Origin of the sequence: Azospirillum oryzae, from assembly GCF_900177515.1 — a bacterium.
Taxonomy (GTDB): domain Bacteria; phylum Pseudomonadota; class Alphaproteobacteria; order Azospirillales; family Azospirillaceae; genus Azospirillum; species Azospirillum oryzae_A.
Map to the genome: position 1 here is coordinate 675,339 of NZ_FXAK01000002.1, position 25,201 is coordinate 700,539.

Annotated in this window: 24 protein-coding genes; 14 read left to right on the forward strand and 10 right to left on the reverse strand. The window is 64.0% G+C overall.

Annotated elements, in window-relative coordinates:
* Positions 1 to 6: 6 nt before the first annotated feature.
* From B9N97_RS06080 to B9N97_RS06110, 7 genes are all read right to left on the reverse strand, one after another.
* Entirely contained in the window at positions 7 to 921 is a 915-nt protein-coding gene (locus B9N97_RS06080) for a LysR family transcriptional regulator (protein WP_085084337.1), read from the reverse strand.
* 136 nt (positions 922 to 1,057) lie between these two features.
* Positions 1,058 to 1,300, reverse strand: a complete 243-nt coding sequence (locus tag B9N97_RS06085) for a hypothetical protein (RefSeq protein WP_085084339.1) — start codon at positions 1,298 to 1,300, stop codon at positions 1,058 to 1,060.
* Positions 1,301 to 1,380: 80 nt separating this feature from the next.
* Positions 1,381 to 2,970, reverse strand: coding sequence for a phytoene desaturase family protein (locus B9N97_RS06090; protein ID WP_085084341.1), 1,590 nt, complete (start codon positions 2,968 to 2,970; stop codon positions 1,381 to 1,383).
* 110 nt (positions 2,971 to 3,080) lie between these two features.
* Positions 3,081 to 3,995, reverse strand: coding sequence for a VOC family protein (locus B9N97_RS06095; protein ID WP_085084343.1), 915 nt, complete (start codon positions 3,993 to 3,995; stop codon positions 3,081 to 3,083).
* 169 nt (positions 3,996 to 4,164) lie between these two features.
* A complete protein-coding gene (locus tag B9N97_RS06100) occupies positions 4,165 to 5,472 on the reverse strand; it encodes an amidohydrolase family protein (protein ID WP_085084345.1) in 1,308 nt (435 codons plus the stop codon).
* Positions 5,473 to 5,525: 53 nt separating this feature from the next.
* Positions 5,526 to 6,083 carry a 3-phenylpropionate/cinnamic acid dioxygenase subunit beta gene (locus tag B9N97_RS06105; protein ID WP_136703600.1) on the reverse strand — a complete coding sequence of 186 codons (558 nt, stop codon included), beginning with the start codon at positions 6,081 to 6,083 and terminating at the stop codon, positions 5,526 to 5,528.
* 52 nt (positions 6,084 to 6,135) lie between these two features.
* Positions 6,136 to 7,509 (reverse strand): aromatic ring-hydroxylating dioxygenase subunit alpha, encoded by a 1,374-nt coding sequence (locus B9N97_RS06110; protein WP_085084346.1) that lies wholly within the window; start codon positions 7,507 to 7,509, stop codon positions 6,136 to 6,138.
* Between the two features lie 581 nt (positions 7,510 to 8,090).
* On the opposite strand from B9N97_RS06110, the gene B9N97_RS06115 reads away from it, so the two are divergent.
* On the forward strand, positions 8,091 to 8,738 hold the full coding sequence (locus B9N97_RS06115) for a TetR/AcrR family transcriptional regulator (RefSeq protein ID WP_085084348.1): 648 nt from the start codon (positions 8,091 to 8,093) through the stop codon (positions 8,736 to 8,738).
* 34 nt (positions 8,739 to 8,772) lie between these two features.
* A complete protein-coding gene (locus tag B9N97_RS06120) occupies positions 8,773 to 9,534 on the forward strand; it encodes an SDR family NAD(P)-dependent oxidoreductase (RefSeq protein ID WP_085084350.1) in 762 nt (253 codons plus the stop codon).
* 41 nt (positions 9,535 to 9,575) lie between these two features.
* Here B9N97_RS06120 and B9N97_RS06125 read toward each other — a convergent pair whose 3' ends face one another.
* Positions 9,576 to 10,355, reverse strand: a complete 780-nt coding sequence (locus B9N97_RS06125; protein ID WP_085084352.1) for an SDR family oxidoreductase — start codon at positions 10,353 to 10,355, stop codon at positions 9,576 to 9,578.
* Positions 10,356 to 10,369: 14 nt separating this feature from the next.
* Positions 10,370 to 10,765, reverse strand: coding sequence for a VOC family protein (locus tag B9N97_RS06130; RefSeq protein WP_208621149.1), 396 nt, complete (start codon positions 10,763 to 10,765; stop codon positions 10,370 to 10,372).
* Between the two features lie 549 nt (positions 10,766 to 11,314).
* Between B9N97_RS06130 and B9N97_RS06135 the strand changes: the two genes are divergently transcribed.
* The 12 genes from B9N97_RS06135 to B9N97_RS06190 all read left to right on the forward strand — a co-directional run bounded on the left by B9N97_RS06135 (position 11,315) and on the right by B9N97_RS06190 (position 24,191).
* On the forward strand, positions 11,315 to 12,538 hold the full coding sequence (locus B9N97_RS06135; protein WP_208621150.1) for a cytochrome P450: 1,224 nt from the start codon (positions 11,315 to 11,317) through the stop codon (positions 12,536 to 12,538).
* 146 nt (positions 12,539 to 12,684) lie between these two features.
* Entirely contained in the window at positions 12,685 to 12,918 is a 234-nt protein-coding gene (locus B9N97_RS06140) for a ferredoxin (protein WP_085084356.1), read from the forward strand.
* A 140-nt stretch (positions 12,919 to 13,058) separates the two neighbouring features.
* Positions 13,059 to 14,417 (forward strand): MFS transporter, encoded by a 1,359-nt coding sequence (locus tag B9N97_RS06145; RefSeq protein WP_085084358.1) that lies wholly within the window; start codon positions 13,059 to 13,061, stop codon positions 14,415 to 14,417.
* 58 nt (positions 14,418 to 14,475) lie between these two features.
* Positions 14,476 to 15,390 carry a VOC family protein gene (locus B9N97_RS06150; protein WP_085084360.1) on the forward strand — a complete coding sequence of 305 codons (915 nt, stop codon included), beginning with the start codon at positions 14,476 to 14,478 and terminating at the stop codon, positions 15,388 to 15,390.
* A 147-nt stretch (positions 15,391 to 15,537) separates the two neighbouring features.
* Positions 15,538 to 16,923, forward strand: coding sequence for an aromatic ring-hydroxylating dioxygenase subunit alpha (locus B9N97_RS06155; RefSeq protein WP_208621151.1), 1,386 nt, complete (start codon positions 15,538 to 15,540; stop codon positions 16,921 to 16,923).
* 48 nt (positions 16,924 to 16,971) lie between these two features.
* Positions 16,972 to 17,541, forward strand: a complete 570-nt coding sequence (locus tag B9N97_RS06160) for a 3-phenylpropionate/cinnamic acid dioxygenase subunit beta (protein WP_085084364.1) — start codon at positions 16,972 to 16,974, stop codon at positions 17,539 to 17,541.
* 189 nt (positions 17,542 to 17,730) lie between these two features.
* A complete protein-coding gene (locus tag B9N97_RS06165; protein WP_085084366.1) occupies positions 17,731 to 19,038 on the forward strand; it encodes an amidohydrolase family protein in 1,308 nt (435 codons plus the stop codon).
* Between the two features lie 97 nt (positions 19,039 to 19,135).
* Positions 19,136 to 19,906 (forward strand): SDR family oxidoreductase, encoded by a 771-nt coding sequence (locus tag B9N97_RS06170; protein WP_167393197.1) that lies wholly within the window; start codon positions 19,136 to 19,138, stop codon positions 19,904 to 19,906.
* 46 nt (positions 19,907 to 19,952) lie between these two features.
* Entirely contained in the window at positions 19,953 to 20,348 is a 396-nt protein-coding gene (locus tag B9N97_RS06175) for a dihydroneopterin aldolase (RefSeq protein WP_167393198.1), read from the forward strand.
* Positions 20,349 to 20,543: 195 nt separating this feature from the next.
* Positions 20,544 to 22,166 (forward strand): ATP-dependent acyl-CoA ligase, encoded by a 1,623-nt coding sequence (locus B9N97_RS06180; RefSeq protein WP_085084371.1) that lies wholly within the window; start codon positions 20,544 to 20,546, stop codon positions 22,164 to 22,166.
* Between the two features lie 73 nt (positions 22,167 to 22,239).
* On the forward strand, positions 22,240 to 23,190 hold the full coding sequence (locus tag B9N97_RS06185; RefSeq protein ID WP_208621152.1) for a fumarylacetoacetate hydrolase family protein: 951 nt from the start codon (positions 22,240 to 22,242) through the stop codon (positions 23,188 to 23,190).
* Between the two features lie 38 nt (positions 23,191 to 23,228).
* Positions 23,229 to 24,191: a VOC family protein gene (locus B9N97_RS06190; protein ID WP_085084375.1), complete on the forward strand. Its 963-nt coding sequence runs from the start codon at positions 23,229 to 23,231 to the stop codon at positions 24,189 to 24,191.
* Between the two features lie 44 nt (positions 24,192 to 24,235).
* On the opposite strand, the gene B9N97_RS06195 is transcribed toward B9N97_RS06190, so the two are convergent.
* Positions 24,236 to 24,973, reverse strand: a complete 738-nt coding sequence (locus B9N97_RS06195; RefSeq protein ID WP_085084377.1) for a TetR/AcrR family transcriptional regulator — start codon at positions 24,971 to 24,973, stop codon at positions 24,236 to 24,238.
* Between the last annotated feature and the right edge of the window lie 228 nt (positions 24,974 to 25,201).

Here is a 25,201-nt window from a genome sequence, read left to right on the forward strand (position 1 = left end):
AGGCGATCAGGAGGGATTGCTCGAGGCATCGTCAGTTCCGATTTCCTTGAGGGAGCGGGCGATGGTGAGAAAACGTTGCGCTGCCGGCGTAAGCCCCGAGGTTGGCCAGGTCGCGACAGTGGTCACCTTCAATGGGGGCGACAGAGGCCGGCTTACGATGCCTGGAATGGCGGCGAGAGCCGAGCTCAAGGCGGGTAGGGCCGTAATACCGAAGCCGGCAGCGACCAGCATAAGCCGGGTTTCCAGAAAGAAAACCGGTGAGGTGATGCTGATCGTGAGGCCGGCAATTCGACTGGCATTCAATAATGCGTGGCCGATCCCATCGTCGTCGTTGCAGCTGTCCAGGATCAGGGGAACATTCGCCAGCCGGCGGATGTCGATGATAGCGTCTGTGACGAGGGGATGGGTTGTTGGCAGCACGAGATGGATGTCTTCATCCCACAGGATCTCGGCATGCTCGACGTCAGCCGTCAGGGTGGAGGGCAACAAAGCGAGGTCGAGCAAGCCGTTGTTCAGCATCCATTGGTGACGTGGTCGCGGCACGTCGCTGACAGTCGCTTGGCCGGAGGTGGAAATTTTCCGAAAGCGGCTCAACGCATCTGTAAGCCTGATAGTGACGATGTCACGCGTGATCCCGAGACGCAGTGGAATGGCCGTACCGTCTTGAGCTTGTCGGGCGATTTGCACCGCTCGGTCGAGTGATGAGAGGATGTTCTGGGCTTCATTCAGGAACATCTCCCCAGCCTGGGTCAGGCGCGTTCCCGATGGACTCCGATCGACCAGAGATGTGCCGACATCGGCTTCCAACGAGCGGATCGACTGGCTGAGCGCTGGTTGTCGAAGCCGAAGCTGGCGTGCAGCCCGGTGAAGGCTGCCTGTCTCGGCCAACGTGATGAAGTGACGAAGATGACGTAGGTCCATTTTAGATCTTTGATTATTGAATGATTAACAAAAATCCGATATTCAGGGACTCCGTGGTGAAGATGAGGAGTATTTATTTCAGTCATTTTTCAGAAACGCGGGATGATGGAATGATATTCAAGCTTCCGTGATTTGGTCATATCGGCTTTCCAATCACCTGTTTTCTGGACCGAAACAACCCCTTCATCAGCAGTGCAGGAAGTTGTGCGGTCAGCGATAGTCCCAAAAGCTTGGCTGCTTGCCAACAGTCTTCGGGCTTGATGACCATAACGGCCGACATGGCTCCCATGATCTTGCCCTTAATGATTATGGCATCTCCCTCACGATGAATGGATTTGATGTCGATCATCTCCATTCCTTCCTTGCTGAATACCTTCATGATGCCCGCTCGCCTTATGAAATATTGCTGTTTGGAAAGAGTGGCGGTTGCTGGTGAACCGCCCCGCAACCGCCGTTTCGTCAGGCGGCGACGACCTTGTCGAAGTCGATGCCGAACTCTTCCATCAACAGCCGTGCGACGTTTCGGCCGGAAGCGGCGGTGACGCCGCCGCCGGGATGGGTGCTGGCTCCGCACAGGAAGAGCTGATCAACCGGCGACCGGTATTGGCCCCAGCCGGCCACGGGGCGGTTGCCGCCAATCTGCCAGGAATAGGAACCAAAATGAAGGATATCGGCGCCAATCATCGCGTTGTTGTGGCGCTCGATGTCCAGCGGCGTCATGAACGAGAAGCCGAGGATGTTGTCCTCGTCCATGTTGGTGGTCAGCGCCTTCAGATCGTTCAGAAAGCCCTGGGCGACCTCGTTGCCGATGTCGTCCCAGCGCTGCGGACCACCATCCTTCAGGTTGTACGGGCAGAAGGCGTACATGTTCAGCACCCGCTTGCCCTCTGGCGCGCGTCCGCCCTTATCGACCGAGTCCTGCGTCACATAGGCGACGAAGTCCCGCCGGGGATAGCCCCGCTCGAGATCTCGGAACGCTTTCTCGAATTCCTCGGCGTTGGAATGCGACCGCTCGACCCAGAAGAAATCATCGACCGCCGGTCCCACCTTGTACTTCGGAGCTTCCTTGAGGGCGACGTGCATGTTGAAGGGCTGGAAGCTGCTGGGCTTCAGCCCGCGGATCCGTGTCTCGAACCCATCGGGCAGCGCGACGCCGGGCACCATGTGCGGGAAGATCTGCTTGGCGTGGAGGTTCGTGACCACCGCGCGGGTTGCCAGGATTTCCTCGCCGCTCTCCAGAATGACGCCGGTCGCTTTCTGGCCGTCGAGCTTGATTTGCTTGATCGGGCTGCTGGTCCTGACCACGCCGCCGTGCGATTCGAGGCAGGCGCGCAAGGCGTCGGCGAACGCGCCCGACCCGCCGGCCGGCACACCCACTCCGTAGCGGTGCATAAAGGGCAGGATGATGTAAAAGCCGAAGCCGGTGCCGTTGTCGAACGGGTTGATCATGGCTTCCGATGCGTAGCGCGCCAAGGCGATCTTGACCTTGTCGTTCTCGAACCACTCGCCGATCAGATCCCAGGAACTGATGGACATGGTGCGCAGCAGTTCACGCCCCTCCGGGCTGCTGTCCATCAGCATGGTCTGGTGCCCGTAGCTGGGCGGCGTGTTGAACATCCCCGTGACCATCAGGTCGAGCGTCCTGAACACATGTTCGTTGAAGCGGCGATACGCGTCGGCGTCCTTGGCCGAGAATTTGGCGATGGACTGCGCCGTCTTCTCCAGGTCGGTGTAGAATTCGAGCGTGGAGCCGTCGTCATAGAAGATCGACGTCATCTTGTCCGGATTGAGATAATTCAACCCGAACGTCGACAACAGCTTCAGTTCGTCGTTCCGCAGCAGGGGGTTGGCCTGCAACAGCGTATGGGCGACGGAGCAGACGTCGTGCTTGAAGCCGGGGATGGTCAGTTCGCGGGTCATCACCCCGCCGCCGACCTTGTCGTTCTTCTCGACGACGCAGACCGTCAGGCCCGCCTTGGCCAGATAGCTGGCGGCGACCAAGCCGTTGTGCCCGCCGCCGGCAACGACGATGTCGTAGGTTTCAACCATCGGAATTTCCTCAGGAAAAATGTGTTCCGGACGTCCATGGCCGGACCGTCACGCTGGAAAGGGTTGGCGGCCTGTTCGAAGAACCCCGAACGGAGGCGCCGTTTCGGTCTTTACTGGAAATCCTCCAGCGGACGGACGCTCGGCCCCAGGATCGGGCCGGTCACCTCGTGCCCCCACAGGCTCAACCGCTCCGGGTTCAGTTCGAAGGGATCGCCCGGCCATGGCTCGAATTCATGGATGGCTTCCACCACGAAACCCGACGGCGTGAAATGATAGAAGGAGAGGTGCGGATCCTGGGTGTGCTGGCCCAGCGTCATCTGCATTTGGATCCCGCGCTTCTGCACGATGTCGTAGGTTTCGCCGAGATCGCGCAAGGTGGCGAAAAAAATGCCGATGTGCTGCAATCCCATAGAGCCCGGCCGCAGACCATAGGCGATGTCGTGGCTGGTCTTGTTGTTCAGCTTCGAGCGGAAGAAGCCGGTCTTGCCCTTGCCGGCACCCGCCCCATACCAGTGGAAGCCCATGACGTCGATCAGGAAGCTTTCCAGAGCGGGCGTGTATTCGGGGGTGATCACGACGATGTGACCGAGACCGCGCTCGTCGGCGACGAATCTGCGGTTGGGCAGGCCGGACACGAAGGAGTGCGGATCCCACTTCTGCCCGTAGAACAACTCGTGCTGGAAACCGACCGGATCCTTGAAGCGGATCAGTTCGCGCACACCGCGGAGTTTGCGGAGCGCCTCGTCGCCAACGGTGATCTCGACGCCGGCCGCCCGGAATTTTTCGACCGCGGCGTTGAACGCCACCCGGCCGACGGCTTCCCAGCCGATGTAGCTCACGCGATCGATCGGACCGGGGTGGATGGCGATGCGGTGACGGCGGTCGTCCATGCGCAGATACAGGGATTGCTCGTCCCCTTCCGGCGCGACGCCGACCCCCATGCCCAGCACGTTCGGCCCGTAATCCCGCCAGGCATCGATGTTCGGCGACTCGATGCCGATGTAGCCAACGCCGATGATGTCCATGTTTCGCCCCCTGGGATAGCTTTGACGTATTGGTTCGGGCGCGTTCCGCCGAGGGCACGGGCCGCGGCAGGCCGAAACGTCCGGCGGCCCGTGTCTGGTTCCGCAAGCCGAAGGCTCGCGGTTTCGGTGGAGTCCGGGAACCGCCGGTTCCCGAATGCGCGGGCTTCGGTCAGAGCGCCGATTCGGCGGCGGCGGCGGCGAACATCTTGTTGATGTCGCCGGAGGTGACCGGACCGTCCTTTCGGACCTGGGGAACCGCACCGCCAAGGCCGAGCATCGGCTCGGTCTTCACATGCTTGGCGCGGGCCTTGAGGGCGCCGACCGTGCAGTTCTCGCGCCCCAGGACGGAGAACGGGTCGTAGGAGAACTCCCGCATGACGTTCAGGTGGGTCACCTTGTCGATCGTGTCCTTGGACAGGTGCTTGAGGTCTTCCCACAGCAGTTCGGCGGAGTCCGGCCAGGTGCAGTCGGAATGCGGATAGTCGCATTCCCAGGCCACCATGTCCTCGCCGACGTCCTTCAGGTTGGCGAGGCCGAAGCGGTCCTCGATGAAGCAGGTGATGATGTGCTTGCGGAAGATGTCGCTCGGCATCTGCCCTTCGAAGTTCGACCCGGTCCAGGCGTTGTGATGGCGGTGGGTGAAGTCGGCGCGTTCGAGCAGGTAGGGGATCCAGCCGATGCCGCCCTCCGACAGGGCCATCTTCAGGTCCGGGTATTTCTTCCACATCGGCGCCCAGATCCAGTCGGCGGCGCTGTTGGCGATGGAGATCGGCATCGACGTGATCCAGGCGTCGATCGGCGACAGGTCCGAGGCGTGCTCCGCATGGTTGCCGGTGCCGATGTGGCAGCTGATGACCACCTGGTTGTCGGCGCAGACCTTCCACAGCGGGTCCCAGTAGTCGTCGTGGATCGACGGATAGCCGAGCTGGGCGGGGTTGTCGGAGAAGCTGATGGTGTGGACGCCCTGGGCGCTCAGGCGCTTGACCTCGGCGACGGCGGCCGGGATGTCCCACATCGGGACCAGGCACAGGGGGATGAAGCGTCCGGGCGCAGCGTTCGCCCAGTCGTGCAGGTGCCAGTCGTTGTAGGCCTGGATGGCGGCCAGCGCGACGTCGCGGTCGGGGTGGGCCTGGAACTTCTGGCCGGCGAAGCCGGGGAAGGTCGGGAAGCAGATCGAGCCGAGCACGCCGTTGGCGTCCATGTCCTCGACGCGTGCCTTGATGTCCCAGGTGCCGCGCCGCATGTGGTCGTAGCTCAGCGGTTCCATGCCGTATTCGGTCTTGGGGCGGCCGACCACGGCGTTGAGGCCCATGTAGCCCCATTTCTTGCCTTCGAACACCCAGACGTCGCGCTCGCCGATCCGCTCGATCTTCGGCTCGCGGCCCTTGAAGCGGGCCGGCATGTGGGGAGCGAAGGCGTTGGGCGGTTCGATCACATGGTCATCGACGCTGACGAGAATCATGTCTTCACGATTCATCGTGACGGTCCTTCCGACGGAGATTTTAAAAAATGGGAGGAGGCGTGAGCCGATCAGAGGAAGACGCCGAGATTCGGCATGCCGAGCGCGCTCTGGTCGAGGATGATCTCGCGGCGGGCCAGCTTGAAGCTTCCATCGACGCGGCGGACGAGGTCGCGGCGTTCGGCGCTCATCAGGTCGAACTGGTCGGCGTCGTAGCGGCTGCGGGTCATCAGGATGTAGCTCGACACCTCGAACTCGTCCGGGTTGGCCGTGCCGCTGACCAGAAGGTTGGTGATCAGGCGGCGGCAGCGTGAGGGCGGGTCTTCGGCATAGGCGCTCCGGGTGTTCATCAGACGCGCCACCCGCAGCTTGAGCGAGCCGATATCCTCTTCGAAGTGGAACATCGTGCGGACGATGGTCTTGTCGAATTCATGGGTCGGCCGGGTTTGCCGGAGCGGGGCGGTGTAGAGGATATCCTCGGCCAGCAGACCCACCCAGTCGTTCAGGCGGATCTGGTCGAGCAGCGCCGCTTCCTTGAACAGGAAGGTCTGCACCTCGTTGTAGACGGGGGAACCGATGGCGACGGGGTTGTCGAACCCCGCGATCGTGACGGTGGCGGAAGCGGTCATGGAGCCCATCCTTGATGGTCGGTCGATGCATGGGGCGGGAAGGCGGAGAGGGTCACCCGGCGTTCAGCATCAGGTCCCGCCATTGCAGCCACCAGTTCCACTGGGTGTCGTCCTTGGTGAAGCCTTCGTAGACTTCGGCCGGGCCGACCCACCAGGACGGGCGTTCCGGGTTGTGAATCGCCTGATACTTCAGCGTGATGTTGCGCGCCTGGGCGCCCTTGGCCAGGACCGCCTGATCGAGCCAGGGATCGGAATCGTCCTGTTCGATCATGCCCGACGTGCCGAGCATGCGGACGCCCATCTTCCGCATGGCGTCCTTCATCTCCTGCGGCGTGTCCTTTTCCGCCAGCAGCCAGTTGACGAACTCCATCTTGTCGACGCCGCGCGGCATGTAGGTGTGCACCGCGAACAGGCCGAGTGGCTTGCCGCCGGGCTGTGGCACATAGACATGTTCGATGATCAGGTTCGGGAAGATGTTGCCGACCTGGGGCGGCTGAAGCAGCAGCTGCTCGATCTGCTCCGTGCTCAGATGCCGCTCAAGCTCGGGGGCCATCGACGGGATGATGCCCGGCGGGGCGAGAATCTCCAGCCGTTCCGCCAGCGACAGGCTGGTGTCCTTGAGGGCGGCGCCGCGCTCGAACTTCTGCGCCATCGGCATGCAGCGCAGCGAATGGCCCAGCTTCGAGGTGACTTCGACGCCCAGCATGGAGGAGGTCAGGTCGCCGCTGCCGAACCCGGCGAGCTGGCCGAGCCACTCGTGCAGGGTGTAGGCGTGGAAGCCGTCCGACGCCGACTGTTCGGAGGCCGACTTCCAGTTGGCGCGCAGGACGAAGCGCTGCGGCGGACCCAGCGCCTCCAGCCCCTTGTCGGTGCGGTCGAACAGCATGTCGAAGTACCATTTCATCTCGCCGAGGAACTCGTCGAGCGAGGGGCCGTCGATGTTCCAGGTCGCGAAGATGAGGCCGCCATAGAGGGTGACGCGGGCCTTCTTCAGGCTCAGCTGCTTCTTGTCCAGAAGTTTGCCGTGCATCGTCTCGCCGCCGACCGGCGAGCCGATGAACGCGCCGTCCGGGCGGAAGGCCCAGCCATGATACGGGCAGCGGTGCGTCGGAGCGTTGCCGGCATCGGAACGGCACACCCGCATGGCACGGTGCGGACAGACGTTGAGGGTGACATGGATCTCACCGTCGCGGTCGCGCGCCACCAGGACCGAATCCTCGCCCAGCGCGCGGATCATGAAATCGTTGGGGTTCGGAATCTCGCTTTCATGGCCGAGGAGCTGCCACACCTTGCCGAAGATCCGCTCCATTTCGATCTGGTGGAGTTCCGCATCGGCCAGGGTTCGGACACGGACTTCCCGCGTGTCGACATCGATCAGGTCTTCGATGCGGGTGCCGTCCGACAGGCGCCTCTCAAAACTGCTCATTGACGTTCCTCCAGAATGTTCGATTTTCTCGTTGCCTGTCCCGGTTCTCAATCGACGGGCCGGGGCCTGTGGCCGGCAAAACGGCACCCCCGACAGGCATGGGGACGCAGCGCGCCGAACCCCTTGATCCAGGTGCGCAAACCGTCGGGCAGCCGATGCCCCGGCCCGAGGACAGGCGATCTCCGCTGCTGGTTTTTGATGCCCTGCCCACGCGGAAGCGCAGCCCCTGTGGCGCTCGACGTTTCCGCAAGGGAATTCAGTCAGGCACGAGGATCATCACCGTCCACGCGCCGTCTCCCTGGCTCGCCCCCGTTTTCCGTGCCGGATGGGGATCGATTTATTGAACACATTTCGATATTATGTTCAAAATGTTGGCGCGGTCAACAATGACCACAGCGGATGAAGAGGAGTTTCCTGCGACATTCTGGCGCATCCAGGCACGTGCGCCCACTGCCCCGCGCGTTGACGGAATCCCCGGCGACGGCGTTCCGCCTTGTCTTCTTGGACCCAGTCCAAAGGAGGCGTGATTTTCTGGCGTTCTTCAGGACGATGGGATAACCGATTGCATGGGAAGCGAATCAATGCCGGCGGTGGATGTGACGCACTCTCGCCCGGAACACGGCAAGCGGGAAACCCTCAAGCGGCTTTTGGCCGTGTCACGGCGGGAGTTCGCCGCCAAAGGCCTTGCGGGCGCGCGCGTCGATGTGATCGCGCAACAGGCTGGTGTCACCAAACAGCTCGTCTACCATTATTTCGGATCGAAGGAGGCGCTGTTCGCCAACGTCCTCGACGAGTCGTCCTTCGATGTCATGTCGGAGCTTCTTGCGCTGAACATCGATGACCTGCAACCGCCGGACGCCATTCTGTTTTTTCTGGACGCGATCTTCACGCGGTACAAGACCGACAAATGTCTCGGCTCTCTCGCCCAGGAGGGCATCCGCTATCACGAGAACCACAGCACACCCGCAAACAAGTTCATCGGGATGGCTCCGGCGCTGGTCGCCAAGCTGGACCTCGTTCTCAAGCGAGGGGCTCGACGGGGCGATTTCCAGCCCGGCATCGATGCCCGCCTGTTCCTTGCAACGGCGGCGCTGATCACGTCGGGCGGCTTCACCAACCGCTATTCGGTTTCATCCATCGTCGGATTCTGCACGACCTCCGAGGAGGGAATGGCGGCGTGGCACCGTCACGCCGCCGACTTCATCATGGCGGCGATCCGCGCCCGTTAACGGCGTGCCGCGCGACACATCGACAGGAGACAACATGAGTGGTCGTTTGACAGGGAAAGTCGCGCTGATCACCGGAACCGGTGGCGGTCAGGGACGGGAGGCGGCGCTGCGCTTCGCGGCGGAAGGGGCGATGGTGGTCGGCTGCGACATCGACGCCGCGGCGAACGAACGGACGATCGCGCTCGTCCGCGACGCCGGCGGGCGGATGGGCGGAACGGCGCCGGTCGATCTCGGCGATCCGGACGACGCGCGGCACTGGGTCGAGCGGGCGGCCGACGAGCATGGCCGGATCGACATCCTCTACAACAACGCCTCGGCCGCCCGATTCGGCACGGTCGCCGAGCTTTCGGTCGAGGATTGGCGTTTCACCATCCGCAACGAGTTGGACCTTGTCTTCCACACCACCAAATTCGCTTGGCCATTCCTGGCGGGGCAGGGCGGCGTGATCATCAACATCGCCTCGGTCGCCGGGTGGGGCGGCAGCGCCCATGCCGGCCTCGTCGCGCATGCCGCGACCAAGGGAGCGGTGGTGGCGCTCACCCGGCAGCTTGCGCTCGAAGGGGCGCCCAAGGGCATCCGCGCCGTCAGCATCAGCCCCGGCTTCATCCTGACGCCCGGAACGGCCAAGGTGCTGGAAAATCCGGCCGTCCTGAAGGGGATCCTCGACCACATCCCGTTGAACCGGCCTGGCCAGCCGGTCGAGGTCGTCGGGTTGGCGCTGTTTCTCGCGTCCGACGATGCGTCCTACATCACGGGGGCCGATTTCGTCGTGGATGGCGGAATGATGGCGTCCTGACCGTCGGCGCGCCCCGGCCAGGCCGGGGCGTCCGTTCCCGCTCAGAACAGCCCGCTGTAGGCGCCGCCGTCCATCTGGAGGCTCTGGCCGGTGATGTAGCCGGCGTGGACGGAGCATAGAAACGCACAGGCCGCGCCGAATTCTTCCGGTCTGCCGAGGCGCCGGGCCGGGATCTCGCGGATGATGCGCTCCCTTGCCTCGCCGTCCGTGATGGACTTGGCGCGGGCGAGCCGTTGCGTCATGAAGCGGATGCGGTCGGTGTCGAATTTTTCCGGCATCAGGCTGTTGATGGTCACGTTGTCGCGCGCCACGTCGCGGGACAACGCCTTGCTGAAGGCGGTCAGCCCGGTGCGTGCCGCCGCCGACAGGCCCATCGCCGCCTGGGGCGATTTGACCATCGCCGACGTGATGTTGACGATCCGCCCGAAACCCCGCGCCCGCATGCCGGGCAGCACGGCGCGGATCAGCAGCGTTCCAGCCAGCATGTTGCTTTCCAGCGCCGCCATCCAGGCGGCGTGATCCCAATCCTCGAGCGTGCCCGGCGCGGGGCCGGCGTTGTTGTTGACGAGGATGTCCGGCTCCGGACAGGCGGCCAGCAGCGCCGCGCGCCCGGCGTCGGTCGCGACGTCGGCCAGGACGGTGCGGGGGCGCTGGCCGGTGGCGGCGCAAATCTCGTCCTCGGCGCTGGACAGGTGGGCTTCGGTCAGGCCGTTGATCACGAGCTGGACGCCTTCCCGGGCCAACGCCAGCGCGCACGCCCGGCCGAGACCGCGGGAGGAGGCGCAGACGATCGCCCGTCGTCCGGACAGGCCAAGATCCATGGGGTCGAACCTCTCTATCTTGCGGGTGCCGGTTCCGAAGGATCGAAATCGATCTCCACCTCGACACCGTTCGGATCTAGGAAAAAAAGCTGCCACGTGCGGAAGGGCTTCGGCGCGCGGACGAGCCGGTGAGCGATGCCTCGGGAGCCGATCCACTCAACCGTACCGATCAGATCCTGTCCCCAAAACGCCATGTGGTCCAGCACGCCCCTGCGGGGGGTCGGCATGTCCGCCTCGCGAACTTCGATCACGTGGAGCAGCGCCTTGCCGTTGGCGTAGAGCCACAGGCCGGGGACCGGAAAGTCGGGCCGAGGGCCGGAAACCAGTCCCAGGCCTTGATAGAAATAGCGTGTCGCGGGCAGGTCCGCGGTCACGATCGTGAAGTGGTCCATGGTCTGGATGATGGACATGTCCAAACCCTCTTGTCCGTTGATGTCGGGATTTTTCCCGGTTTTCAGGGCGAAAGCGGAGGCCGGCGCCCGTCGGTCGGCTTAACCATTCCGAGAACGTCGCGGAAAAAACGAGCGGCATGGCACAGCGTCAGGCTGCATCGGCGAAGCAGGGTGCCCCCCTGTTCATCGCCTCGATCGACAACGTGACGATGGAGACGAACCGTAGTCAGCGGCTTTGGTCGTGTCAATGTCAGACTGTTGTTCTGATTATAGAATTCTTTGATGCCCCTGGGAGAGTTCGATGACGACGGAGCAGCCTGTCACGCCGCTCGTCCGGCTGCGACCGGGGCATGCAACCACACTTCGCGCGTGGTCATTGCTCAAGTCCTGAATGTTTACCGCACAAACTAAACGGTTGACGGCGACGCAGCCTAATGTTAGACATCAATGCACTTTGTGTCTAAAAAACCTCCCACCCAAAAATCAGGCAGGCAGGAAACTATGCCCACGCAGAATCTGGAAAAACGGACAAACGTATCATCCGACGTCAGCGCCGCGTTTTCCAGCGTGAGCGCCAGTTTCGCGGTCGGGCTGGACGACCCCTATCCCTTGTATCGGGAGCTTCGGCGGACCTCTCCGGTCATGGAGGGGGATCTGATGGCGAAATTCGGCGTTCCCTCTGTCCATGGCGGAATGGAGGATCGCCCGGCCTTCACCCTGTTCCGCTACGCGGACGCCATGGCCGTCTTGCGCGATTCCGCGACCTATTCGAATTCCCTGATCGGGAAAGGGCTGGCGCCGCTCGTCGGCGACTTCGCACTCACCGCCATGGATGGGGAGGAGCACCGCAAGATGCGGGGGCTGCTTCAGCCCTGTTTTTCCCACGACATTCTGAAAAAGTGGAAGGAGGAGCTTCTCGCTCCGGTCATCCGCAACCAGCTCGTCGCTCCGCTGGCCAAGCGCGCCGGCTGTGACCTGATCGACGATTTCGGCATCGCCTTCCCGATCCGTGTGGTCTACGAGGTTCTCGGCGTGATGACGGATCCCGAGACGGCCGAACAATATTCCTCCTGGGGCCTCCAGATCCTGGCATCCCTGCGGAATTTGAAAGATCCCGAGGTCCGCAGGAACGCGATGGAGCTGTCGCAGAAGCTCTACGACGCGATCCGGGCGACTGTGGAACACCGCCGCGCCGCCGGGGCCACCGGTCACGATCTCATCAGCAGCCTGATCCGGGCCGAGTTCGAGGGGCGTCGGCTGAACGACCACGAGGTCACGAATTTCGTCCGCATGCTGATGCCGGCGGCGACCGAAACCACGACGCGGACCTTCGGCAGCCTGATGGTTCTGCTTCTGGAGCGTCCGGCGCTTCTGGAGCGGGTTCGCCGCGACCGCAGCCTGTTGATGCGCGCCATCGACGAAGCGGTGCGTTTCGAGCCGGTCGCCTCCTGGAAGAACCGGCTGGTGACGCGCGACGTCGAGATTCGCGGCGTCAAGATTCCCGCCGGCTCCTTCCTGTCGATCGCGGTCGGTTCGGCCAACCGCGACGAGGACGTCTTCACCGACAGCGAGACCTTCAATATCGACCGGCCGACCAAGCTGTCCTTCGGCTTCGGCTTCGGGCCGCACATGTGCCTGGGCCTGTTCCTGGCGAAGGCCGAGATCGAGGTCGCCGTGAACGCCATCCTGGATATGTGCCCGGACATCCGCTTTGATCCGGACAAGCCGGCCGCCAAGATCCGCGGCATGCATCTGCGCGGTCCGGACAGCGTTCATGTGACCTGGGGCTGATCACTTTCAGGGCTTCGCCGCCGCCGGCCGACCGGCGCGACCGTGCGAAAGACAGGATCGTGGCGATGACGCCGGCCGCCTTCGGGACGGTCCAGGCGCGCCATGCCTGAGGAAACCACCAAAGAAAGAGGCAAGGAGAGTTGGTTATGACGACCGATGTTGCTGCGCAGAAATCCACCCTTCGCGTGGTTGCCGATCGCGGCTCGTGCTGCGGCTATGGGGTGTGCGCGGAGATCTGCCCGGAGGTCTACAAGTTGGACGAGGCCGGCCTGATCGTTCTCGACAGCGATCTGGTGCCGCCCGGACTGGAGGAGAAGGCGAGGGAAGGGGCTGAATCCTGCCCGCAGGCCGCGCTGCGTCTCGAACTGATCGAGGTTTGACAGCACCGCCGCTTCTGACCGGGGACGCAAAGGCCGGGGCTGCAAGCGTCCCGTCCTTTGTTGCCCTTCCTTCGTTGGATGCCCCATTCCCGACCGAACGCAACCGAGGGCTGTTTCCAAGCCCCGGAAGGAGCCGTTCCATGGCCGCCACATCCCGTGCCGAACGCTGGAAACTGGCCTGTCTGGCAAGCCTCAGCCTGCCGCTGGCGATGCTCGGATTGCCGCTGGTCGTGACCCTGCCGGAATACTACAGCAACGCCTTGGGCCTCGACCTTGCCGGCGTCGGCATGATCGTCATGGCGGGCCGCATCTTCGACATCATCCTGGATCCGTTTCTCGGTGGCTTGATGGACCGCACGCGCTCGCGCTGGGGCCGGTTCAAGCCTTGGCTGTTCGTCGGCGCTCCCCTGTTGATTCTGTCCACGGCGATGCTGTTCTTCGCCCGGCCCGGGGTCGGGCTTCTCTATCTGGGCGTCTGGCTGTTCCTCGTGTATGTCGGCTGGTCGATCCTGTCCCTCGTGCAACTCGCCATGGCCGCCGGCCTGGGCAGCGGAGTCGCGGATCGTGCCCGGGTTTACGGGTCCTTGCAGGCCGCCTTCTTTCTCGGCATCACCCTGGTGCTGACGCTGCCGCTGTTCCTTGGCAAGAACCACGCGAACGACGCGGCGGCCACGGTGACGTCGATGGGCTGGCTGATCATCGGCGTCACCATCCCGGCAAGCGTCCTGGTCGCGACGCTGCTTCCCAACGGCTTGCCGCGGTCCGCGCCGCATTCCGGCATCCAGGCCATCGGGGCGGTGATCGGACGGAAGTCGGTCTTCCGGCTGGTCGCCGCCGACCTGCTGTTCGGGCTGGGCTTCGGGTTGGCATCGACGCTGATGATCTTCTATTTCACCGGCGTGAAGCACATCGACCGCAGCGCCATCGGCCTTTTGTTGATCGGTCAGATGCTGACGGGCATCGCGGCGACGCCGCTGATCACCCGGCTGGCGCGCGCGGTGGGCAAACGGGTGGCGCTGTCCTTGTGCGGCGTGGTCGCGGCGGCGGTCTGTCCGTTCCTGCTGCTGCTGCCGGAAGGCGACGTGACGGTCGCGGCGCTGGCGATGGCGGCCTGGGGCGTCCCCTATGGCGGGGTGGTGCTGCTGCCGCGCGCCATGATGGCCGATGCGGCGGACGAGGTCCGCCTGAGCACGAACGCCGACCACACCGGCATGCTGTTCGCGCTGCTCATCAGCAGTTGGAAGATGGGGGCGGCGCTGTCGGTCGGGCTGTCCTTCGTGGCCCTGGACCTGATCGGCTTCAGACCGGCGCTGGGGACGGGGAATACTGCGGAGGCCCTGCTGGGGTTAAAGGGGCTGTTCGCCGGCCTTCCGGCCTTCCTGTTCCTCGCCGGAACGCTCTTCGCCTGGGCCAATCCGCTGACCGAAGCCGCCTATCTCGAAATCCGCGGCCTGCTGGAAGCGCGCGAGCGTGCCGAACGGACCGCCGCGTCGGCGTGAGGCACGGCGCACCGGGGCGCCGCTTGAGAAAAACACTCCGATCAAGGGAGCTGAAAACATGGACATCATCGGTATCGGCTATGTCGGGCTTGAATCGCCGAACATCGACGCTTGGCGCGACTACGGGCCGAACGTGCTGGGGTTGGGCGTCCGCCCGGCCCGCGACGAGGATTCGCAGTCGCTTTATCTGCGGATGGACGACCGCTGCCACCGGATCGCCATCCACCCCGGTCCCATCGATCGCCTGACCTATATCGGCTGGGAAGCGCAGGGGCGCCTGGCCTTCAACGCGGCAGTCGACAAGCTTCAGGCAGAGGGCGTGGAGTTCAGCCGCGGCGACGACGCGCTGTGCAAGCTGCGGGGCGTCCGCGAGCTGGTGCGCTTCATGGATCCGGTCGGTTTCCAGCACGAGCTGTTCTACGCGCAGAAATGGGACCCCCATTCCTTCGTGCCGGGCATCCACGGCCGGCGCTTCATCGCAGACGAGCGCGGCCTCGGCCATGTCGTTCTGATCACACCGGAATACACAGCCGAACTGGAGGATTTCCTGATCCGGATCATGGGATTCCATTGGTACGGGTCGGGCGCCGGCAAGGGCAGGACTGGGTTCTTCCGCTCGAAACTGAACAGCAAGACCAGCCACGACATCGCCTATGGGTTGCGGCCGGGCTACAGGGGCCTGCAGCACATCGGCATGTTCATGGCGACGCTGCGGGACGTCGGCCAGACGTATGACATCGTGCGCAAGCGGAACCTTCCGATGCAGATGACGCTGGGCCAGCACACCCAGGATCCCCACGTGTCTTTCTATCACTTCACGCCGTCGGGCTTCGCCGTCGAATGCATCGCGGAGTTCGAGCCGTGGCCCGGCGACCCGTTCGAGCTGAACTGCGACCGGTTGAGCCTGTGGGGGCACGAGATGGTCGGCCCTATCCTCGGTCCCAGCGTCCGCCCGGTCGAGGATTTCGTCTGAGTCGGGACGCGGGCCAATACCAGGAATTGCTGGTGCTTTCAGCAGTTGTGAGCTTGCATATTTTGAACATTTATGGCATTTATGCCTAGCAATAGACGGGGCGCACAGCGTGGTGCGCGAATGCCAACCGGTTGGAGGAGCGCGAAAGTGACAGACGTGATGACGCGAACGAAGGATCGTCTTGCCGATGGAACGCGGATCGACGAACTGATCGACGTGGAAAGGCGGGAGGTCCAGATCCGAACGCTGTCCGATCACGAGCTTTACGACCTGGAAATGGAGCGCATCTTCGGCAAGGCTTGGCTGCTGCTGGGCCATGAGACCGAAATTCCCAATCCCAACGACTTCGTGCTGCGGTCGATGGGCGAGGATCAGGTCATCGTCGCCCGTGCCCGCGACGGTGAGATCCATGTCTCGCTGAACGTCTGTCCGCACCGCGGCATGCGGGTCTGCCGTTCCGATTCCGGCAACCTGCCGGTCCACCGCTGCGTCTATCACGGCTGGGCCTTCCGCCCGGACGGTGCGTTCATCGGCTCGCCGGTGGAACGCGAGAAGATGCACGGCGAGATCCGGACCAAGGCCGAACTGTCGTTGAAGAAGGCGCGGGTGACGGTCTATGGCGGTCTGATCTTCGCGACCTGGGACCAGGACGGCCCGTCGTTCGAGGAGTTCCTCGGCGACATGAAGTGGTATTACGACATGCTGTTCTGCCGCACCGACAGGGGGTTGGAGGTGCTGGGGCCGCCGCAGCGCTTCGTCCTCGACGCGAACTGGAAGGCGGCCTCGGAACAATCGGCGTCGGACGGCTTCCACACGCTGACCCTGCACCAGTGGCTGGGCGAGATCGCCGGCTTCGGTAATGGCGACCTGACCACCTCGATGTATGGGGTGGAGGTGACGTCGCGGCTCGGTCACTCGCTGCGCTGCACGCATCTGGCCAAGAAGTTCGAGCAGGTCGCCGGCGCCCGCGCGTCGGAGCTGACGGTCGAGGAGCGTCTGGCGATGTTCCCGCCGCCTGGCATCAGCAAGGAGATGGTTCCGGAGCTGATGCGCAATCTGAAGCCCGACCAGCTGAAGCTGCTGACCACCACCCCGCCGCAGGTCGGCAACCTCTTCCCCAACATGCTGATCGCCTTCGTCTATGTTCCGCAGGCGGACGGCACGGTGCTGGGGCTGATCGCGGTCCACGCCTATGTGCCGCGCGGTCCGGGCCGGATGGAGTTCGTCAACTGGCTCCTGGCCGAGAAGGACACGCCGGAGCCTCTCAAGCAGGCCATGCTGCGCGAGTCGATCCACATGTTCGGCACCTCGGGGATGATCGAGCAGGACGATTCCGACACGTGGCCGGAAATGACCCAGGTGGCGCGCGGATCGCAGAGCCGGAAGGTCACGCTGAAATATCAGGCGATCAACACGGTCGGTCGACCGGCCGATTGGCCCGGCCCGGCGGAAGCCTATGACGGCTTCACCAAGGACGACACCCAGTGGAACTGGTGGCTGGCCTACCGCGACCACATGGTCAGCGCCGACTGACGCCGCTCGAGCCTGTCAACGGACAGGCCGCTCAAGGGAGAACCGCTTATGACTGGGAACACCGCCGTCGCCACGGCGACGGCCGATGCCGGAACGGCCCGCCGCGTTCCGGTCGGCTCCGCCATCTACAACGGGATCGTCGAATTCCTGTACGACGAGGCGTGGTTGCTCGACCAGATCGATCTGGTCGCGTGGGGCAGGATGCTGGCAACCGATCTGATCTACACGGTGCCGCTGCGGCAGACGATGCCGCTGTCGCAGCAGGCGGCGACCATCGTCCGCACCACCGCGCATTACCACGACGATTACCGGTCGATCAGCACGCGCATCGCCCGCCTGACCCGGACCAAAAGCGCCTGGGCGGAGGACCCCCCCTCGCGCACCCGCCGTCTGGTGACGAACATCCGCGTGACCGAAACCGCGCAGGCGGATGAATTTGCGGTCTCCAGCTACCTGCTGATGACCCGCAGCCGCTGCGAGAGTCCGGATTATCACCTGCTCAGCGGCGAGCGCCGCGACGTGGTGCGCAAGACTGACGATGGTTTCAAGCTGGCGCGGCGCGAGGTGATCCTGGAACAGTCCGTGCTCGGCATGCCGAACCTCGCCGTCTTTCTCTGAGGCGCAAGCCGGCTTTCGAAAGCGGCTTTTGAAAGCACAGGCGGAAGCGCGTCCGGAACCGCCTCCCGCCGCACCAGCGGTGCGCTCGACCTGCCGACGGTTCGGCCGGGCTGCCCCGCCGTTACGATCCGGCGATTGTCCATATCCAGGCGAAACGCCTGCCCCATACCCTGCTTCGAGGAGCGCCCAATGACTCGCGATGACATGATTCTTGTCAGCGTCGATGACCACGTGATCGAGCCGCCCAACGCCTTTGCCCGCCACATGCCGGCCCGCTTCAAGGGACGCGAGCCGAAGACGCAGCAAATCGGCGGCCGCGACGTCTGGATGTTCGAAGGCAAGGCCTGGGGCTATATGGGCCTGAATTCGGTCGTCGGCCGGCCGAAGGAAGAATACGGCATGGAGCCGCTGAGCTACGAGCACATGCGGCGCGGCACCTGGGACATCAAGGCGCGCGTCGAGGACATGGACGCCAACGGCGTGCTCGGCTCGATCTGTTTCCCGACCTTCCCCGGCTTCGCCGGCCAGAAGTTCCAGGCTCATCCCGACCGTGACATCGCGCTGGCCGCCATCCAGGCCTACAACGACTGGCACCTGCACGACTGGGCGAACGCCGCGCCCGGACGCTTCATCCCGCTGTGCCTGGTCCCGATGTGGGACATCCCGGCCGCCGTCGCCGAAGTCAAGCGGCTGAGCGCACAGGGCGTTCATGCCATGAGCTTTTCCGACAACCCGGCACTGCTCGGCTATCCGTCGATCCACGACGACTACTGGGATCCTCTGTGGAAGGTCTGCGCCGACAACCAGGTGGTCATCTGCTGCCACATCGGCACCGGCGCCCATGCGGAGCACGCCTCGGATCTGTCGCCGATCGACGCCTGGATCACGTCGATGCCGATCTCCATTTCCAACAGCGCCGCCGACTGGATCTGGGCGCCGATGTGGAAGAAGTATCCGGACCTGAAGATGGCCCTGTCGGAGGGCGGCATCGGCTGGATCCCCTACCTGCTCGAACGCGCCGACTTCACCCACCGCCATCACAACGCCTGGACCGGGTCGAACTTCGAAGGGCAGATGCCGAGCGACATCTTCCGCAAACACATCATCACCTGCTTCATCGAGGACCGCTTCGGGCTCGACAACCTGAAATACATCGGCGAGGACATGGTGACGTGGGAATGCGACTATCCGCATTCCGACTGCACCTGGCCGGAATCGGCGGACATCCTGTGGAACGACGTCAAGCATCTCCCGGAGGAGACGATCCACAAGATCACGCATCTGAACACGATGCGGGAGTTCTCCTACGACCCGTTCTCCATCCTGGGGCGCGAGAACTGCACGGTCGGTGCGCTCAAGGCCCGCGCCAAGCATGTGAACACCCTGCCGCTGCTCGGTCTCGGCGGCGCCAAGCCGGTGACGTCGGGCAAGGGGCCGGTGACGTCGGGGGACATCCAGAAGATGTTCCAGGCCGCCGCTGCGGAGTCGGCGCTCTGATCCGATAACGCTCCGGGCTGTGCGCGGTGGCGGCTTTTCCGGGCGATCAGGAAAGCCGGCGCCGCGCGGCCGTTGGCCCGTTTCCAGGAAGCGAGACGTGACGTTGCGCACCGTTCTCATCACCGGCGGGGCCCTGCGGGTCGGCCGGGAACTGTCTCTGCAACTGGCCGCCGATGGATGGCATGTGCTTGTCCACTGCCGGCGGTCCCGTGCCGAGGCCGACGCGGTCGTCCGCCTGATCGAACAGGGCGGCGGTGTCGCCGACGTGTTGTGCGCGGACCTGGAGCGGTTGGACGAGGTCGAGCGCTTGGCCGTCGATGCCGGGGAGGCGGCCACGCGGCGCGGGTCGCGCCTGACGGCGCTCATCAACAACGCGTCCCTGTTCGACTACGACACGCTGGATCGCATGACGGCCGACAGTTGGGGCCGCCACATCGACGTGAATCTGCGCGCCCCGATCTTCCTGACCCGGTGTTTCGCCGCCGCCGTGGCCGATGGCGACGACGGCTGCGTCATCAACATTCTCGACAACCGCATCGCGGCGCCGAACCCGGATTATTTTTCCTACGGCGTCGCCAAGCTCGGGCTGTCCGCCGCGACGGGAACCTTGGCGTTGGCGCTGGCGCCCAGGCTGCGGGTGTGCGGAATCGCTCCCGGCATCACGTTGGTCAGCGGCGGCCAGACCGCCGAGGAGTTCAGGATGGCGCACCGGGCCAACCCGATGCGGCGTGGCTGCACGGTGGACCAGATCGCCATGGCCGTGCGCTTCATTCTCGGCGCGCCGTCGCTGACCGGCCAGACCATCGTGATCGACGGTGGGCAATCGCTGGCGAATCCCGGCCGGGACGTCGCGTTCCTCGCCGACTGACGACAAGGATGACGAGGCTATGGACCAAATTCCCGGAACCCGGCGCATGGCATCGGCGGAACCCTTCGCGATCCGGCGCCATACCCTGTCCCTGGTCGATTTCGAACTGTTGGCGTCGATCGGCGTCCACCCGTTCGAGAAGCGGAACCCGCAAAGGCTTTTGATCTCGGTGAGCCTCACCCTCGATCCGGCGCATCAGGTCCGCAACGACGACATCGTCACCGCCGTCGACTACGACTTTCTGCGGACCGGCATCCGTGCGCTGATCGAGAGCCGGCATTACCATCTTCAGGAAACCCTGGTTCACGACATTCTGGTGCTGTGTTCCGGCCGCCCGGAAATCACCGGCGCGGTCGTGTCGTCGCGGAAACCCGACGTCTATCCCGACTGCGCCAGCGTCGGATACGAGGCGGCGGCGGAATACCGCAGGGCAGGGGCTTAAGAAATTCTGAAATAAGAAGATAATTCCGAATACAGAAAATCTGTTGACAGACTGCTGGCATTCCAAGCATCTTGACGACACTGAACACCCCCCGTCCCCCATTCGTCCTACCGAGATGAGGGTGGACGTGGCGCAGCGCGCGTCTCCGCGCCCGCCTCTGGAAAGCCCCTCCATTCAAAGGACCGAAAGCCGCTCATGGGACCGATCGAAACCTGGAGCGTTGGAGAGCAGGACACGGTCATCGCCGCTCTCGACCGCGCCGTCGCCAAGCATCCGGACCGTATCCTTCTGGATTTCGGCGGGGAGATGCACAGCTATGGCGCGGTGGACCGGCTCAGCACCCGGTTCGCGCACGCGCTGGCCGGGCTGGGTGTGCGGGACGGTGATACGGTCGTCACCATGCTCGACAACAACATCGACGCGGTCGTCGCGTGGCTGGCGATCAACAAGCTCCGCGCCGTCAGCGTGCCGATCAACACGGCGCTGCGCGGCGCCTTCCTGCGCCACCAGATCCACGACGCCGGCGCCGCCATCGTCCTGTGCGAACCCGATTACCTGCCTCGCATCGCGGCGGTGGCCGGAGAACTGCCGGACGTCAAACTCATCCTGCAACGCGGAGCCGTGGACTCCGGCGTTCCCTGCGCGAAGCCGGTGCTGCCGCTCGACGCCCATCGGGGGACGGACGACACGCCCTTGGACCGGAAGCCGGAGCCAGGGGATCTCGCTTGCCTGATCTACACCTCCGGCACCACCGGCCCGTCCAAGGGCTGCATGCTCAGCTACAATTACATGTGCAACCTCGCGCGTCTCCAACTGCGGGCGGGGCCGGCGACGGCCGAGGACATCACCTTCACGCCGCTGCCGCTGTTCCATCTGAACGCGATTTCCGTCGGCATCATCTCCAACATCCTGGTCGGCGCGCGGGTCGCCATCGCGCCGCGCTTCTCGGTGTCGAACTTCTGGCCGGAAATCCGGCGGTCGGGCGCCACCATCGCGTCGATCCTGGGGTCGATGGGGCAGTTGATCGCGCAGGCCGACGACAGCGACGACATGCGCGCCTGTTTCGGCCAGATCCATACGGTGCGTGGCAACCCCTTCACCGAGGAGGTCAAGGAGATCTGGCGCACGCGTTTCGGCGCGCGACAGGTCGGCGGCAATGGGTACGGCCTTACGGAAGCCTCCGTGGTGACGTCGCTGCCTGGCGGGGCCTACGCGGCTCCCGGTTCGTCGGGCACCCGCATTCCCGATTTCGACGTCCGCATCGTCGATGACCAGGACCGCGAACTGCCGCCCGGCGTTCCGGGCGAGGTCATCATCAGGCCGCTGCGCCCCAACATCATGTTCATGGGGTATTGGCGCCGTCCGGAAGACACGCTGAAGATCATGCGGAACCTGTGGCTGCATTCCGGCGACATCGGCAAGTTCGACGCGGACGGCTTCTTCTACTTCGTCGATCGCAAGAAGGATTACCTGCGGCGGCGCGGCGAGAACATCTCCAGCTTCGAGATGGAAGCGGCCTTCTCCGCCCACCCCGACCTGCTGGAGGTGGCGGTGCATGCCGTCCCGTCGCCCAAGGGCGAGGACGACGTCAAGGTCACCGCGATCCGCCGACCAGACTCGGCGCTGACCGAAGAGGCGTTGTTCCACTGGTGCGTGGACAAGATCCCCTATTACGCCATCCCGCGCTACATCGAGTTCCGCAACGCGCTGCCGAAGAACCCGCAGGGGCGCGTGCTGAAATATGAACTGCGCGACGATGGCAAGACGCCGGCAACCTGGGATTTGGAAGAGACCAACATCAAGGTCGCCAAGCGCTGAAGACGATCATTGACACCATGTCCGACGAACAGGGGCTGCACCCATGCGTCTGGTAACCTACACCCACAGCGGCATGAAGCCCCGCGCCGGCGCGCTGGTAGATGGGGACCGTTTCGTCCTCGACCTCGCTGGCGCCGACCGCGCCCTTTACGGCGGGGACAATGCTGATTTCTTGAGCCTGCTGGCACTGATCGAAGCCGGCGACGACGCGTTCGACCGCGCCGCCGACATCGTGAAGCGGGCCCCCGACGCCGCGTTGACGCCCCGTGCCGCCGTGGCGCTGCTGGCGCCGCTGCAACCGCCGCCGCAGATGCGCGACTGCATGTGCTTCGAAACCCATATCCGCCAGAGCTACGCGGCGGCCCGCCAGATTCGTGCGCGGGCCAAAGGCCAGGCACCGATGGAGACCGGAGAAAGCCCGCTGGAACAGCGGATTTTGAAGCTGTTCGACCAGCAGCCGCTGTACTACAAGGGCAACCGCTTCTCGGTCATCGGCACCGACCAGGACGTGTTGTGGCCATCCTATTCCAATGCACTCGATTTCGAGCTGGAGTTCGGCTGCTACATCAAGAGGGCCGCAAAGGACGTGCCGAAGGACAAGGCGCGTGACTTCATCTTCGGTTACACGATCTTCAACGATTTCAGCGCCCGCGACACCCAGTCGGTCGAAATGGCCGGGCAACTCGGCCCGGCGAAGAGCAAGGATTTCGACACCGGCAGCGCCATGGGGCCGTGTCTGGTGACGGCCGACGAGCTTTCCGACCCCTACGCGCTGGAGATGATTGCGCGGGTCGACGGTGAGGAATGGGGTCGCGGCAACAGCGCCTCCATGCGCTGGACCTTCGAGGATCTCATCGCCTTCATCTCGCGCTCCGAAACCCTGCATCCGGGCGAATTCCTCGGGTCTGGAACGGTCGGCAACGGCTGCGGGCTGGAGCACCTGCGCTTCCTGAAACCCGGTAACATCGTGGAGCTCGAGGTCGAGGGCATCGGCCTCCTGCGCAACCGTGTTGTCCGGCCCTGAGGCGGGCGCCCGTCAGCGAACAGCACAAGGAACAGGTCATGTTTGAAATGCTTCTCAGCGGCGACCTGATGGTCCACGACCCGGACGACATGGCCGCGCGCATCGTCTCCAAGCTAGGTGTCCACGGCCATCCGAACTGGCGCCAAGGCTTCGGCAACCATCCCTATGTCGCCCATTTCCTGCGAGTCCACAAATCGTTGGCGGTGTCGCCTACACGAATCGAGCCGCAGGGCCATCTCGACCGGCCGAACCAGGGTGACCCCTTCTTCCCGGTGTTCCTGAAGAGCCTGGAGGAGTTCCAAGGGCCGTTCCGCCCGATCAAGACCCACGCGACGGTGCTCGTCGCCCGCGATTTCGGCGCGGTGGTCGAGCGGCTGGCGCGGCGCAAGGCGCCCTTCCGTCTGGCCCAGATCACTCCGGAAATGCCCTTCGACCGGCTCTGGGTCGGCTGCACGCCGGAGCGTCCCGGCTACGAACCATCGGTCGATGGCGGGCTGTGCATCGAGGTGATGCCGCTGGAGCCGTTGCAGATGCCGGCCGACACCTTTCTGACGCCGCCGCCGCTGCCGCGCGATCCCAAGCCGGGCGACATGGTGCGGGTTGTCAATCGGGGTTTCCTGGTGCGCGACCTTGACGACACGCTGCGCCGTCTGTCGGCCAATTTGAATTGGGAACCGATGGGGCCGGTCGAGACCCTGACGGCCAGCGGCTACCGTCGCGCCCGAATGGGATTCGCCCTTACGCACAGCGCGACATTCGATATCATCGAGCCGACCCGCTGGGACAGCGAAACCGGCCGCTACCTGCACAATTGGGGACCGGGCCCCTACCACATCCGCGTGTCGGTCACCGGGCTGGACGCCAAGGCCGAGGATTTGCGGGCGCGTGACACCCGCTTCACGCTGGATGAACATTCCGACGCGGTCGACGGCCCGCTGCTGCGCGTCGATCCGGCCGAGTTCGGCGGGGCGATCTTCGAATTCGTCGAGCACCGGAACTGAGCGCGCCGCCGAGGCGGCGCGCATCATTCCCTCCTATCAATCCCTCATCGGGGGCGGGGCCAGAGCGCGGTCACCATCCGTGTCGTCCGTTCCAGGAAGTCCTGATAATTGCCGGTGGACGGCACGATCAGTTCGCTCAGCATGTAGCGGATCAGCAACTCCGACAGCAGGTCGCGGTCCAGCGTCACGCCGGTTGCTGCCTCCCAGTCGGTGAAGGTGCTGTCCAACACATGCTGGGTGCGCTTGATCGACTGTTCGAAGTTCTGCCGGAAATCCTTGACCGAGAAGACCGGCTCGATCTCGAACAGGCGGCGGGCGTTGTCGGCGTTCAGATACACCCAGACGCAGCGCAGATAGGCGGCGAAGCGCTCGGACGGATCGACTGAGGATTCCAGGACCTCGCCGACCTTGCGTTCGAATTTCTCGCGCATGTGGCGGCTGAAGCCTTCGAGCAGTTCCTCCTTCGAACTGAAATAGCGATAGAAGGTGCCGCGCGCGATGTCCGCTTCCTCGCAGACAGCGCGCACCGAGAGTTCCGTCGAGCCTTCGCGCAAGACCATCTGTTCGATGGTTTCAAGAATCTTCTGAATGGTTTCGGCTGGTCTCGGGTCCCAGCGCTTTCCTCGAATGACCGGCATGCAATCGCCCTTTGGATTGAGACCTGACGCGGCGCGTGGCTGGCTGGCGCATCCGATGTCCGATGCGCCTAGCGAATGACGAGCGGCGACATCGATATCACCGCGCGAAGGGTATTGACAATCGGCTTGACGGATCGTCGGCATGCGACTTCACGACATGATAATTCTGAAATTAGAATATCATTCTTCCATCAAAAAAAGATTGTGAACGTTTTCGCCTCTGTTGTACAACATTGCTGATAGAACGGATTGTAGGTCTCTGGCAACAGTATCGACGCCGACGATTTCAAAAGCGTGAGCGGCGCGAGGCGCGAGGCGCGCACGACGCCGGGGACCTGGGTCAACAAGCAACAATGACTCGAAACCGACGGG

Bases quoted from the DNA above. Each gene is read 5' to 3' on its own strand.
- B9N97_RS06080 (WP_085084337.1), bottom strand. From the start codon at position 921: ATGGACCTACGTCATCTTCGTCACTTCATCACGTTGGCCGAGACAGGC.
- B9N97_RS06085 (WP_085084339.1), bottom strand. From the start codon at position 1,300: ATGAAGGTATTCAGCAAGGAAGGAATGGAGATGATCGACATCAAATCC.
- B9N97_RS06090 (WP_085084341.1), bottom strand. From the start codon at position 2,970: ATGGTTGAAACCTACGACATCGTCGTTGCCGGCGGCGGGCACAACGGC.
- B9N97_RS06095 (WP_085084343.1), bottom strand. From the start codon at position 3,995: ATGGACATCATCGGCGTTGGCTACATCGGCATCGAGTCGCCGAACATC.
- B9N97_RS06100 (WP_085084345.1), bottom strand. From the start codon at position 5,472: ATGAATCGTGAAGACATGATTCTCGTCAGCGTCGATGACCATGTGATC.
- B9N97_RS06105 (WP_136703600.1), bottom strand. From the start codon at position 6,083: ATGACCGCTTCCGCCACCGTCACGATCGCGGGGTTCGACAACCCCGTC.
- B9N97_RS06110 (WP_085084346.1), bottom strand. From the start codon at position 7,509: ATGAGCAGTTTTGAGAGGCGCCTGTCGGACGGCACCCGCATCGAAGAC.
- B9N97_RS06115 (WP_085084348.1), top strand. From the start codon at position 8,091: ATGCCGGCGGTGGATGTGACGCACTCTCGCCCGGAACACGGCAAGCGG.
- B9N97_RS06120 (WP_085084350.1), top strand. From the start codon at position 8,773: ATGAGTGGTCGTTTGACAGGGAAAGTCGCGCTGATCACCGGAACCGGT.
- B9N97_RS06125 (WP_085084352.1), bottom strand. From the start codon at position 10,355: ATGGATCTTGGCCTGTCCGGACGACGGGCGATCGTCTGCGCCTCCTCC.
- B9N97_RS06130 (WP_208621149.1), bottom strand. From the start codon at position 10,765: ATGTCCATCATCCAGACCATGGACCACTTCACGATCGTGACCGCGGAC.
- B9N97_RS06140 (WP_085084356.1), top strand. From the start codon at position 12,685: ATGACGACCGATGTTGCTGCGCAGAAATCCACCCTTCGCGTGGTTGCC.
- B9N97_RS06145 (WP_085084358.1), top strand. From the start codon at position 13,059: ATGGCCGCCACATCCCGTGCCGAACGCTGGAAACTGGCCTGTCTGGCA.
- B9N97_RS06150 (WP_085084360.1), top strand. From the start codon at position 14,476: ATGGACATCATCGGTATCGGCTATGTCGGGCTTGAATCGCCGAACATC.
- B9N97_RS06160 (WP_085084364.1), top strand. From the start codon at position 16,972: ATGACTGGGAACACCGCCGTCGCCACGGCGACGGCCGATGCCGGAACG.
- B9N97_RS06165 (WP_085084366.1), top strand. From the start codon at position 17,731: ATGACTCGCGATGACATGATTCTTGTCAGCGTCGATGACCACGTGATC.
- B9N97_RS06175 (WP_167393198.1), top strand. From the start codon at position 19,953: ATGGCATCGGCGGAACCCTTCGCGATCCGGCGCCATACCCTGTCCCTG.
- B9N97_RS06180 (WP_085084371.1), top strand. From the start codon at position 20,544: ATGGGACCGATCGAAACCTGGAGCGTTGGAGAGCAGGACACGGTCATC.
- B9N97_RS06185 (WP_208621152.1), top strand. From the start codon at position 22,240: ATGAAGCCCCGCGCCGGCGCGCTGGTAGATGGGGACCGTTTCGTCCTC.
- B9N97_RS06190 (WP_085084375.1), top strand. From the start codon at position 23,229: ATGTTTGAAATGCTTCTCAGCGGCGACCTGATGGTCCACGACCCGGAC.
- B9N97_RS06195 (WP_085084377.1), bottom strand. From the start codon at position 24,973: ATGCCGACGATCCGTCAAGCCGATTGTCAATACCCTTCGCGCGGTGAT.